Below are 12,234 nucleotides of genomic sequence, written 5' to 3' on the forward strand. Positions count from 1 at the left end.
ATATGTCTCCTGGCGGATCATGGCGTGCCGGTAGTGTTTGATCGTGCCCAGCAGCCAGCGCACGTTCCCGGTCCAGACCGGTGCTCATGACACAGCCCTGACCGCGGGCAATCAGGTCCACGTCAGGGCTGGCAGTGACAACCTGTCCGCCGCGGTCGCCGTCCTGACCCACCCGGATCTCGCCGGCATCGTGGATGTCGTCACGTGGGCCCGTGACGGCTGGCTCACCGTCGCCAACGCTGGCGGCGCTTCCAGGGTTGCTCTCGCCGACCCGACCAGCCCCTGGCAGGTCCTGCGCGGGCACGATCCGGTGGCCGTGCAGGACCCGATGCACGGTGTTCCCCTGGACGCGGCGCTGGATGATCCGTCACCGCCGAACAACCGCAACTCCTACCCGCTTGCCGGAGTACGGCTCGCCTCGGCCTTCGCCGACCCGCACCGGTCACCGGACATCGTGGTCGTCCACAGCGCCGCGCACCACTGGCCGGAACGCGGCGGCCACCTGGGTGAGCACGGGTCGCTGGACGCGGGCCAGTCCCGGGCGCCGCTGCTGCTGTCCGGGGCCGGGATCAGGCACCGCGGCCTGCTTCACCGCTTCGCCCGCACCGTTGACATCGCACCGACCCTGGCGTTGCTGGCCGGGGCGTCCATGACGGGCCCGCAGGGGGCAAAGATCGATGGCCGGCCGCTCGCGGACCTCTGTGAGCCGGGCGCCCGCCATGTCGTCGGGCTGCTCTGGGATGGCGCGAACTGTAATGATCTGCTGAACATGGCCGGCACGGGTGAGCTGCCGGCCGTTGCGCGCCTGCTGGCGCGGGGATGCGCCCTGGCCGGTGGTGCCATCGCCGAGTTCCCGAGCGTCACGCTCACGAACCACACCTCGGCGCTGACCGCGGTGGGCCCGGGACGGCACGGCATCCTGAACAACGTCTACTTCGACCGCGAGACCGGGCGCCGGATCATCGCCAACGACTCGTCCACCTGGCATGTGGCGTGCGACCAGCTTCGGGACGGCGTATGGACGATTTTCGAGGCGATCGCGGCGGCACGTCCGGGCGTGTCGACGGCGTGTGTGAACGAGCCGGTCGACCGGGGCGCGACCTATTCGACTTTCGCGCTGGTCCGCTCGATGAACGGCGGCGATGGCGCCAGTGGTCTGGGTGAGCATCTGCCCTCGGCACAGGACGACCCGTACGCGACCGCGCGGTGGGTCGAGGCGGACCCGGACTACGCCTGGTCGACCCAGGTGGACGCGCTCGGTCTCACGCAGGTCGAGCAGCTGTGGGGCGGGGATGCGCAGCCGCCCGCGTTCATGTGGTGGAACACGACGCTGACCGATACCGGGCACCACGGCGGCGGGCCCTACTCGCCGCAGGCCCGCGCGTCAATGATTGATGCCGACCGGCGTCTGGGGGCCTTCCTCGACCTGCTCGACGCGCGCGGACTCACCGACGACACCGCCATCCTGCTGACCGCCGACCACGGCAGCGAAGGCGCGGACCCCGCGTGCACCGGCGACTGGGACGATGCCCTGCGGGCCGCCGGCATTCCCTTTCGCGACGAGGCCTACGGCTTCATCTACCTCGACGCCGGCAGCGTCGACGCGGGGCCCGTGCGGGCGACGGCAAATGATCACCAGTAAGCCGCGACGGGTGCGAGGGTGGCGGGATGACGCTGTCGAAGAAGGCTGCCTGGTTCCTGGTCGCGGTGGGTGTCTGGACATGGACGATCTGGCCGACGTTCCTGAAGAACATCTGGGCTGATGACCGGTCGTGGAGCGACGGCCCGACCGGGTTCTTCCTGGTGCACCTGGTGCTCACCGCCGTCTCGCTGGCGATCGGCTCGGTGGTCGGCTGGCTCGGCATCCGTGGCGTTCGCGCGGCCCGCCAGCGCGGCAACGGTGACGCCTCCCCGTCCAAACGGCTGATCAATTCAGGTCGTTGACATAGCGGAGACGGCGGCGGTCTTGAAATGCTCGTGGTGGTCCGGAACCGACTTTGATCGTTATATCGGTGACCTGGGAAGACCACCGCTGACCACCGCTGACGCCCGGGATGGATCCTGGTCGTGAGTCTCACTGGGTCCCACCGAATCCGGCGCTCGACAAGAGTGCACGGAACAGGCGCGGAACGGTTCCGCGGGTCCGGCGACCCGTCCGGTTGCCGTTCTCGGACAGGGCCTGGGCTGGAATGCGCGCGGCGGTGCGAAGCGGGGCAGCCCATCCCGGGGTGCAGGGGCCTCGCCCCTGCCATAACTGCTGCTTTCGTCCGGGTGGAGCGGCCGGGTCAAGGGTGGCCGAAGGCCAGTCCGGAGGACCGCGCGTAGCGCGCCCTTGACGCGGTCGTGGAACCCGGACACTTGCCCGGCGGCGAGCCTCCCGGCCGAAGGCCGGGATCACCACTCGCGAAACGTCCGCCTTTCATGTGTGGTCCGTGGTCGTCCGCTGCCATTGCCATCAGCGTTACTGTCAGGCGGCGGGCCGGGGTTGCCGACGTCCACACTCGTCCGCCGTCGTCCATCGGCTTGGCTGCCACCCTGGCTGCCGACGGGTGATCACACTCGGCGGTCGTCGACCGCGTAGCACCCGATGGCCGTCCACCAGCCAGGCGGGCCGCCCACCTGCGGGGTTCGCGATGCGGATCTTCGTTGACAAGCCGACTCGTACTGCAGGTGCGCCAGCGCCGACGAACGGAAGCGGGGCAGTATCTTCGCCGACTCAGCATGTCCCTGCGTGCGCCATGCGATCGGTACAACGGCCAGTACGTGGCTCGGGACGCCAAGACAGTGGACGACCTGCCCGGAGTTCTGTACAGTTGGAGCGTGGAGCTACCCAAGGGAGCGACGATGGGAACTGCGCCTCTCACTGAGGCTAGGGACAAGCTCAGCGAGATCGTCGATCAGGTTGCCGCGTCGGCTGACGTCTTCACGGTGACGAAACATGGCAAGCCGATGGCTGTCGTTCTCGGATACGAGGAGTACGAGTCTCTGATCGAGACGTTGAACATCTTGGCCGATAGCGCCACGATGGAAGCTCTGAACGAGGCGCGCGCCGAGGACGACGAGGAGTCGGGAGTCTGAGGAGGTGCCTACTTGGAGTAAACGAGCGCAGCGCGACTTGGACGCGCTACCCGACGCTATGAAGGCACGTGCGCGAGATCTTATCAACCGTCTGGACGCCGAACACGGTCTAGGAAAGAAGCTCGTCGGTCCCCTGCAGGGCATTCGGTCAGCGAGACTAGGGCGATCGCATCGGATCTTGTATAAGATCAACGATGACGGCACCGCACATGTACTCATCATCGCCCAACGGCGGGACGCGTATCGGTAATGAGCCGGGAGTTGCCATCTGAAGGGCCGGCACGCGAAATATTCTTCACCGCGCTGCGACGGCTGAGCGATCAGTGTACGCCGCCGGATCTGACGCCGGAATGTCCCTTCTCAATAGACCTCCCGGCGGGAGGGCGGGGCTGCGGCGAAGAGTGTGAGGAACTGCTCCAACAGCACGGCTCGCCTTCGCGTGCCCCGGGGATCACGCTCTCTCCTTTGGGGATCTCGGCCTATCGTCGCTCGCGTCCTGGTAAGCCCAAGTCCCGGGCGCACGAAGATAAAGCCTTCGATGCGGGCGAGATCTATTATCGCGACAATGGAACTCTGCCCGTTCCTCAGTGGCGCACCGTTGCACTGCTGTACGAAGTGGCACAGATATTCTCTACGCCTCCCCATGCTCGGACTGTTCTGCAATCAGAAGCGCGCGTTGTAGAGTGCGTCTCGGAGTTGACTAGACGAGGCTTCAATATGCCTCGCCTCATTCTGGATGGCCTTGCGAGACGCATCTCGGCCATTATCCTGGTCGATCTAATGATTGGCTTGGTAAAGCGAAATGAGAGTCCAGGGCAGGCCGATCTTCACCAGGTGACGGCGGCCTGGCTGGCAATCATCGATGCATCGGAGAGCAAAACCGAGCCGCCAGTCACCGTCCGAAAGGTAGGAGACGATAAATCCGATGTTGGACTTGCCAAAGAGCTCGCAATCCTGGTCTCGGGGGATTTCTTTGATGGGATTGCGCGCTGGTGCGAAACCCTGGACTGGCGACGGCTGCTGAACTGGCAAGCGCCTTCTTCGGGCGAATTTTCAAAGATGCTCGCCGCCGGTCCAGGAAGTCCGACTAGCATAGATATCCGAGCGGCCGAGTGGATGTTCGATCGATTTACGAACACCTACCTCCGCGACTGGTCGGCGGAAAGTCTCAGACTCGAGTGGAGGTACATTCGCGGAAGTCGGATCGATCCACCATTCCCGATCGAGCAGATGGATGATCGCCCTGTTGATCGGCAGAGTCTGGCAAATTTTGTTGCCGACCTTGCGTTGACGAATAAAGGCAGGAATCAGCGTGTCGGCCGTCTGACCCATGCCGCTTTGAACCTACTTCGTAGTGGACACAGAAGCGCGGCTTCGTCGCTGTTCTCCGCCTATCTGGAGTCAGATTGGGACGACGGAGAAATGCACAATCACTATGGGTTCTGCATACTGCCGGATCGCCCCGAAGTGGCTCTTGATGCGTTTGAACGAGCCGCGCGCGCCGGATACCGTAAGTCAATCAACCTGGCGAATCGTACTCTAGCCTTATATTGGCTCGGTAGATCGGCGCGGCTACTGGAGATGGTCGATTCTGCGTTCGAGGCGGAAGAGATCAAACACCGGCGCGATGCTTACCTCTGGTCGTTCGTTGATGGTCGCGAACAGTCGAAACTTGTACCTCTTACATGCCCATGGTGCTACGCTGCTGAACTTGCCGTACGAGTTGCGGCAGAATCTGGAGATGACCTCCTAAAGGCTCGCTGGAAGCTGCGAACCCAGGAGCTGAAAAATGAGTGCGCTGGCTAATTTGGTTAGGTACAGCTGGTTGCGGGGCGCGGACCGTGCCGCGTCTTGACCCCTAAATTGGATAACTCGGCAATCATCGAGACCTACCGCTTGGTATCCCGTCATTCGATTTTGCTGAGGTGGGGTTTGAATAGGCTGCTGAGGCTGGCGAGTAGTGCGGTGCCTTTGGTGGCGGTGGCCTGGGATGGATAGCCGATGACTCCGGTCGGGGTGTAGGTAGGCATCCCGGTGACGAGGAGGTGTGGGCGTTCGTCGGCTACGTGGTCGCCAGTCTTGTAGCTGGGTCTCACCTGGTCGGGTGCGACGTGTAGAAGAATGGAGACCTCTAGCTCTCCGGCGTGCATGTCTTCGGAGTGATTGGTCTCCAGGCCGGCGGTTTCGCGGGCTCGGGTCCAGCCGGTTTTGCCAGGGAACAGGATCATTCGCGGGCCGTTGGTGTTCGCTTCCTGGACGATGTTGGAGAGGACGTAGTTTCCGCCGTGGCCGTTCACGATGACGAGGCGGTCCACCCCGGACGCGCGTAGGGATGTGGCGATGTCGTCGATCATCGCGATGAGGGTGCGGGCGCTGATGCTGACCGTGCCGGGGTAGGCGGTGTGCTCGTGGGAGCAGGAAAAGGTGATCGGGGGGAGCAGGAACAGGCTGTAGTCGTCGGCGATTCGGCGGGCGATGGCCGATGCGATGAGGGTGTCCGTCGTCAGCGGCAGAAAATCGCCGTGCTGCTCGAAGCTCCCGACCGGGAGCACAGCGACCCGGGCACCGAGTGCCCGGATGTCGTCGGTGGTGGCCGTGGTGACGAGAGAGTCCACGTGATCAGCCTACGGCCGACCGGGGCGTACGACCGGCGGCAAGGTCGTGAGTGCGTCGGTCAGCGTGCGGACCTCGTCGGTCTTGCGCCAACGGCCGAGCCAGCCGGGTAGGCGGCGCAGTTCATCGGCTGCTCGGGCGGAACCCGTGTCGGCCACGATCGGGATTGCTTCCATCGCCACGGCACAGGCGCGGGCGGGTTCGCAGTGGGCCGCGTAGGCGTTGGCGAGTCGCGCGAGATGCAGGCCGCGGTCACGCTCGAACTCACCTGGCCAGTTGGCCAGGCATCGTTCGTAGATCGTGATTGCTTCGCCTGTGCGGCCGAGGATGAGCCAGCAGTCGGCGGCCTCCAGTTCGATGTACGCCGGAGTGCAGTAGCCGGTGAGGGTGCGTTCGGCCGTGCCGTAGTCGTCGGTGACGGCGGCTTGGTCGCGGGCCTTGTCGATGGCGTGGGCGCAGGCGTCTGCGTCTCTGGCGAGTGCGTGTCCGCGGGCGATCTGCCGGTAGGCCAAGGCTCGGGTCCGTGGGCTGATGGTGTCGGCATGACGCAAGGCGGCCTCGGCGAGTCCGAGTGTTGCCGGGCGGTCCCGGCGGGCCGCGGCGTGGTGGCTCTTGCGCGTCAGGATGTAGGAGATCATCAACGTGTCGTCGGCCTCGGTCGCCCACTCCAGAGCTCGGTCTGACCAGCGTGCGGCTTCGCGGTCGTTGCCGGCGTCCTGGTGCAGCCAGCCGGCGAACTCGGCGAACGATGATCCGACCTGGAGAACGCGCGTCCGGGTGGATCCGTCCGCCACGGCCAGCAGGCGGCCGATGAAGTCGAGCTGGACGACAGCCATGGCCATGAGATGACGTGGCCCCATCATGTTGTCCAGCCGGGCATACTGGGCGAGCGTGCCGTGTGGCGCGTCCATGGCTTCGGAATTGACCCGGCGCGGCGGCGTGATCGGACTTGTCAGAGTCCCGAACGACCCGACCGGCTGGCTTTTCTCCACCTCGTCCCCTACGGAGACTCCGAGTAGCCGGCGGGCCTCTGCTGGCATGTCGAGGCCGTCCGCGATGCGGGTGAAGACCTGCTGTTCCTCCACGCGCCGCTTTCGGCGCACGATCTTGCTGATGTCCGGTTGGGCAATGCCGACCCGTTGGCCGATCGCGGTCTGACTGGCGTTCGCGTGCTTGCTGTAGAGCAGAAAGAGCGTTGCCATGTCACGGTCGTGCAGCGCCCTGCGTACGTCGGTCCGGGTCCAGAAGACAGCGGGTGTCTCCTGGCCGCGGGCCGGCCCATCCTGGCTTATTCAGCCTCCGCATGATGAATGCGGACCAACACCGGAGTGCCTGATTCTACGCTCAGCGTATCCGGTCTACGGCTTTGGGAAGCCAGCGGTACGACGCGCTCTTAGGGGCGCCAGGCGGTGAGCAGGTCGTCCGGGCCGAGGGCGAGGATACCGGCCGTCGCCGTGCTGGCACGGGTCACCGCGAGCAGGGGGGTTGCGTCGTCGGCGCCGGGAAGCCGCGACCGGTGGTGGGCGAGCCGAGTGAGGTCGTGCACGTCAAAGGCGCGGTTGTCCTGCCATGTGATCGATCCGACCACGGTGATCTTTTTGGCGATCGGTTCCCGATCCGCGCCGACGATGTCGATTTCCGGGTCGTTGGTACGGGTCCAGTAGCCGCCGATGACGTTCGTGTCGTCCGGTAGTACCCCCGCGGGAAGCCGGTGCAGCGCATCCCTGATCACCGGCTCGATCGCCCGCCCTCGCCAGGCGGCCCAGGAGGCTTCGATCCGGGCGAGAACCAGGTCGCCGCGGCCCCGCTCGATTTCATGGAGGTACGGGCCGAGGAATGTCAGCCAGAACCGAAGATAGGGGTCGGCGATCAGATACCGGGTTTCGCGGGAGGGCCGGACTGACAGCGGCACTATGGCGGTGACCAGGCGCTTGGCGGCCAACAGCTGCAACGCGCGGCTCAGGGAGCCCGGCGCGATCCCGCCGGCGGCCCGTCCGATAAGCGAGAAGGCCCGTTCTCCGGATCCGATGGCACCAAGGACCCCGCGGGCCTGCGCTTCGACGGGAAACTCGGCGGCCAGCGCACGTTCGGCGCTGACCAGCAGCGCGGAGGTGGGATCGTCGACCGCTTCCCGCAGATAATCGTGCACTGAGGCGCCGCCGGGCCATTCGTCCAGGATCAACGGCAGCCCGCCGGTCACCAGGTAGGCGTCGAAGGCATCGGCAGAACTCAGATCCACCATCGTGGACACGTCGGCCGGGCTCAGTGGCGGAATCACCATCTCGCCAGCGCGTTGGTGAAACGGCCGGCCGTAGGAATTGAGCGCCTCCATCATCGCCAGGTCCGAGCCGACGCACAGCAGAAGGACCGGCCGCCGGGACAGCTCGCGATCGAACAGCGTCTGCAGCGTCCCCTCGAAACCGGGGTCGTTGGCGATGAGGTACGGCATCTCGTCCAGGATCACCACGCTGGGTTGGTCCGCGGGCAGCGCACCGGCCAGCAGCCGCAGCGCCGCATCCCAGGATCCGGGTTTCTGTTCATGGAACAGGCCGGCGCCTGGAAGATCCGAGCTCGCACCCGCCTCGGTGAACAGGCGGAGATCCATCGCCATGTCCAGCTGCGCCGACGCGGTGAAGAACAGGTATGGCACGCCCGCGCGGTCGACGAATTCCTCGGCCAATCGCGACTTGCCCACGCGGCGACGTCCGCGCATCAGGACAGCCCGACCGGGACGACCCGCCCGGCCGCCGGCCCTTACCCGCTGCAACAGCCGGTCAAGCGTCGCCAGCTCGCGTTCCCGTCCGATGAACTCGGCCATGCCGACCTGCCTCGTTCCTACTCATCCGGGATACTCTCACTGATGAGAGTATCCCGGATGAGTAGGAACGACCGGCGATAGGGGGCTGCGTGATCCGGTGGATGCTCAGGCGCTTTCGGCGGTCGTCCCGGACGGGTTTCGAGTGTGTGTGTCATCGTCACCGGCTACGAGATCATCAGCTGCGAGATCACCGGATGTCGCGGTGGCGGGGGCGTCCTGCTCGGCGGTGCCACGCTGGCTGGGCGGCCCGGGGAGCCGCGGTTGTTTCGGTTGTTTCGGTACGCGGTGCTCCACCGCCGATGCTGCCGGCCCCGGCACGACCGGTGCCGCTGGCGGCCGTGGACGCTCCTGATCCGTTTCGATGGCGAGCGCCGGCAGCGCGCGTCCGGGCCGGTTCGCCCAGAGCGCATGCTCGGCCGCGGCGGACCCTGGCGGGGCGAAGCCAGGCTGCCATCGTTGCATCTCGGCGCGAAAGGCCCCCGCGCTGCCGAGCTGGCAGAGGATGCCGACCGCTCCCAGCGTCACTCGGTGGATCAACAGGTAGGACGGGGGCAGGTTGAGCTGGCGGCCGAGCTGGGCCGCGGGGGAGCGGGGATCGCCCAACCGGACGGCTTCCCCGCGCAGCCAGTCACGACAGAAACGGAACTCCTCCGTGGCGATGGGCTCAAGGATGGGCACGAGGTAGTCCAGAAGGTCCGCGCCGCCGACCTTCGCCGTCGGCAGGACGAATCCCTCCGCCCGCAGACCCGCCATGACCGCGTCCGCATCGCCTTGGAGCGCCAGCCGGCTGAGCCTGCCAATGGGTTCGGGCAGCCCGTCAGGAAGCCGATTGACCGCGCCGAAGTCGAGGACTCCCAGCCGGCCGTCCGCCAGCAACCGGAAGTTGCCCGGATGCGGATCCGCGTGCAGGAGGCCGACTCGTCCGGGACAGGAGTACAGGAACCGCACGAGCAGCAGCCCAGCCCGGTCGCGTTCGGTGGCAGTACCATCGCTAATGATCTTCGATAGTGGTCTGCCGTCGATCCATTCGGATATCAGGACGTGGTTCGTGCCCATGACGGCCCTGGGTACGCAGATGTCGGGATCGCCGTGGAACGCTTCGGCGAAAGCCGCCTGCCAGGCAGCCTCCAGGCGATAGTCGAGTTCCTCAATGATCCGTTCCTTCAGTTCGGTGACCAGGGGTTTGATGTCCAGCCCAGGGGCCAGCGCGCTGAACAACCGCGCCGCGCGCGCGAGCTGGGTGAGGTCCGCGAGCAACGCCGGCCCGGCTCCCGGGTACTGAATTTTGACGGCGACCTCGAGCCCGTCCGCCCACACCGCCCGGTGAACCTGGCCGATGCTCGCCGCGGCCGCTGGCGTGTCGTCGAAGTCACGGAACATCGTCCGCCAGTCCGGACCCAGGTCGCCCGCCAGCACCCGATGAACCGACGCGGCAGGCAGGGGCGGCGCCGCCTCCTGGAGCTTTGTCAGGGCCGCCCGGTAGGGCCGGGCCATCTCTTCGGGCAGCGCGGCTTCGAAGACCGACAGCGCCTGGCCGAGCTTCATCGCGCCGCCCTTGAGCTCACCGAGGACCCGGAAGATCTGTTCGGCGGTGCGCTGCTGAAGTTCCGTGGCGACGATCTCGGCGGGACGTCCACCGAGTCGCTTACCCATACCAACCGTGGCCCGTCCGGCGATGCCTAGCGGAAGACCCGCCAGTTTGGCGGTTCTGACGATCGCGCGTTTTGGGATTTCGGACACAACCCCATCGTGCCTGTTCGGCGGACGGCAGGCGGGCAGGACAGTGGGTCGGGGCAGCGTTTTTACTTTTTGTAATGGACATGTTCAGTTGGGTGATGGCATGGCCGCCGGTCGGTCCGGTCGGTTGGCGCTCGTGCGCTGGCTGGTGGGTTGTTTGGCGACTTCGTCAAGATTCGTTTCTGTGCGTAATCGAGCGCTTCGGCAGGGGCACGCGGGGTGCACCGGCCACGATCGACGCCGGACCCGGAGCTCGGCTGCGGCCATCTCCAGGGTTCCATTGATGGTCGGCAGATCGCCGCTGGTCGGCGGGTGCGGCTGTCCCCAGGCCCGGGTGCGGGCGTCGTTGCGGCGTCCGTCGTGCCGGGCATTGCGTCCGTCGTATTCGACCATGGTGAGCGCCTGCATTGCCGTGATCCCCGCGGCGACGGCGGCGAGTGTCACGTCGCAGGCGTCGATTCCGCTGTCCGGGCGGCGGGACAGCTGGAGGGCCAGCAGCGGCCAGGTCGGCTCGGCCGCTCGGCGATGCAGGTGCTGACAGTGCAGACACGAGGTCACACCGGGCAGGACCAGCGGCCCGATCACGGCGGTGGTCTCGCGGATGCCGGCGAGCAGGTGCGGGATGCCGACGCGTTCCAGCTCGATGGACTCGTGTGGATGGAGGACGGGAACCCCAGCCGGGGTGATCACGACGAGATCGGGGCGAAACGGTTCGCAGGCCCGCTGCCGGCGGCCGTGCGAGGTGAGCGGGCGGGCGACCCTGGCGATCGCCGAGGCCGTCGCCGTCGAGCGAGGGCGTCCGACGTCATCGAGACGGGCTCCGCCCGGCGCGACATCGGCTGGCCTGGTCACGCCGGTGTCGTCCACGACGACACAGCCGATCCCGGCCGCGGCCAACAAGGTCGCGACCTGCGACCCGACCCGGCCTGCCCCGCGGACCTGGATCCGTGCGTGGCGCCGGGCCCGCAGAATGCGGTGGACATGGGTCGGGTCGGTTGACCCTAACGAGATCGACGCAAGGTCGGGCAGCAGGCGTTCGTGGTCCAGCATGGACAGCGGCGAGCGGTCGGCGCAAGCCGCGTCCTCCAGCATGCCGGTGTTCTCCAGCAGAAGTACGAGTTCCCGGCGGGCGGCGTCGAGCGAGTTCAGCACCTGCTCGCGCGATCGGGTGCCGTCCAGCGCGTCGAGCACGGAGGCGTCCCGCGCCGTGAGCCCGCCGAGGACGATCGCCCGTACCGGATCGACACCGATCTGCAGGGTGGACCCGTCACGCCAGAGGCGGCGCAGGCCGGGCTTGAGGATGGGGCGCATCGCGTCCTCCTCCACGGAAGGTGACCAGATCGTGCCCAGACGGTCTCATGCCGTTCGGCGTTGTGTACCGATATATAACGATCTGTGGATAACGGCCGTATTTGACCGGATTGTCGAGCGATGGCTGTGGATGGTGCCAGCTGTGGAGGACGGTCGCCAGAAAACCCCACAGCACACCGTGCGGGCCGCTGTCGCCAGTCGTGCGCTGGCGCGCTGGGGCGGGGCCTCGCTCGCTGCCCAGCTCCTGATCGTGCCTGCCCGTATCCCCGAGGTCTTAGCGATCTCGCGGATACGGGCAGGCACTACTCGCCGCTGTGCTTCAGGCCTTGCCGAGAATTCTGTTGATCGTTGTGCCGCAGACCGGGCAGGTGCCCCGCGCCATCCGGCGCCCGGACTCACTCACCCGTATTTCGCCCTGGTAGTGCCGCTTGTCCTTGCACTTGACGCAGTAGCCCTCGAACGTCTCTGCCACCTGTTCTCCCCTCGTACCGTCGGTCGCCGGTGGCCGGCCGCGGGTTGTTGATGAAGAAGGCCGGCCCGGAAGGCCGCCCCGTCGCTATCTTGTCGGATTCGATGATCTTGGTATCTACCAGGGCCTACGAATGTTGCGGCTGGTCCAGCGCTGGTGCGTGCGAACGACTGTCGCGCTACCTTCGGCTAAGTGGTCGCCGCCGGAA

11 protein-coding genes are annotated in these 12,234 nt (G+C 66.4%); 5 read left to right on the forward strand and 6 right to left on the reverse strand.

What is annotated here, in order from left to right; translation table 11 throughout:
- Positions 1-43 precede the first annotated feature (43 nt).
- The 5 genes from MJ797_RS19685 to MJ797_RS19700 all read left to right on the forward strand — a co-directional run bounded on the left by MJ797_RS19685 (position 44) and on the right by MJ797_RS19700 (position 4,884).
- Positions 44-1,642 carry an alkaline phosphatase family protein gene (locus tag MJ797_RS19685; RefSeq protein WP_239337776.1) on the forward strand — a complete coding sequence of 533 codons (1,599 nt, stop codon included), beginning with the start codon at positions 44-46 and terminating at the stop codon, positions 1,640-1,642.
- Positions 1,643-1,668: 26 nt separating this feature from the next.
- Positions 1,669-1,944: an SCO4848 family membrane protein gene (locus MJ797_RS19690; RefSeq protein WP_239337778.1), complete on the forward strand. Its 276-nt coding sequence runs from the start codon at positions 1,669-1,671 to the stop codon at positions 1,942-1,944.
- Positions 1,945-2,763: 819 nt separating this feature from the next.
- Entirely contained in the window at positions 2,764-3,078 is a 315-nt protein-coding gene (locus tag MJ797_RS19695) for a type II toxin-antitoxin system Phd/YefM family antitoxin (protein ID WP_239337810.1), read from the forward strand.
- 4 nt (positions 3,079-3,082) lie between these two features.
- A complete protein-coding gene (locus tag MJ797_RS27590) occupies positions 3,083-3,328 on the forward strand; it encodes a type II toxin-antitoxin system RelE/ParE family toxin (RefSeq protein WP_374582623.1) in 246 nt (81 codons plus the stop codon).
- Complete coding sequence (locus MJ797_RS19700) at positions 3,328-4,884, forward strand: hypothetical protein (protein WP_239337813.1); 1,557 nt, start codon at positions 3,328-3,330, stop codon at positions 4,882-4,884. The genes MJ797_RS27590 and MJ797_RS19700 overlap by 1 nt, the downstream gene beginning before the upstream one ends.
- Before the next feature lie 101 nt (positions 4,885-4,985).
- On the opposite strand, the gene MJ797_RS19705 is transcribed toward MJ797_RS19700, so the two are convergent.
- The 6 genes from MJ797_RS19705 to MJ797_RS19730 all read right to left on the reverse strand — a co-directional run bounded on the left by MJ797_RS19705 (position 4,986) and on the right by MJ797_RS19730 (position 12,029).
- Positions 4,986-5,693, reverse strand: a complete 708-nt coding sequence (locus tag MJ797_RS19705) for a creatininase family protein (protein ID WP_239337816.1) — start codon at positions 5,691-5,693, stop codon at positions 4,986-4,988.
- A gap of 9 nt (positions 5,694-5,702) precedes the next feature.
- The gene (locus MJ797_RS19710; RefSeq protein WP_239337819.1) at positions 5,703-6,893 is read right to left on the reverse strand and encodes a hypothetical protein; all 1,191 of its coding nucleotides are present in this window, start codon (positions 6,891-6,893) and stop codon (positions 5,703-5,705) included.
- Positions 6,894-7,084: 191 nt separating this feature from the next.
- Entirely contained in the window at positions 7,085-8,509 is a 1,425-nt protein-coding gene (locus MJ797_RS19715; protein WP_239337822.1) for a DUF234 domain-containing protein, read from the reverse strand.
- Positions 8,510-8,614: 105 nt separating this feature from the next.
- Positions 8,615-10,249, reverse strand: coding sequence for an AarF/ABC1/UbiB kinase family protein (locus tag MJ797_RS19720; protein WP_239337829.1), 1,635 nt, complete (start codon positions 10,247-10,249; stop codon positions 8,615-8,617).
- Between the two features lie 84 nt (positions 10,250-10,333).
- Positions 10,334-11,557: a ThiF family adenylyltransferase gene (locus MJ797_RS19725; protein ID WP_239337832.1), complete on the reverse strand. Its 1,224-nt coding sequence runs from the start codon at positions 11,555-11,557 to the stop codon at positions 10,334-10,336.
- 319 nt (positions 11,558-11,876) lie between these two features.
- Complete coding sequence (locus MJ797_RS19730; protein WP_239312409.1) at positions 11,877-12,029, reverse strand: DUF5679 domain-containing protein; 153 nt, start codon at positions 12,027-12,029, stop codon at positions 11,877-11,879.
- Positions 12,030-12,234 lie beyond the last annotated feature (205 nt).

Source organism: Protofrankia sp. CiP3 (assembly GCF_917627345.1).
Taxonomy (GTDB): domain Bacteria; phylum Actinomycetota; class Actinomycetes; order Frankiales; family Frankiaceae; genus Protofrankia.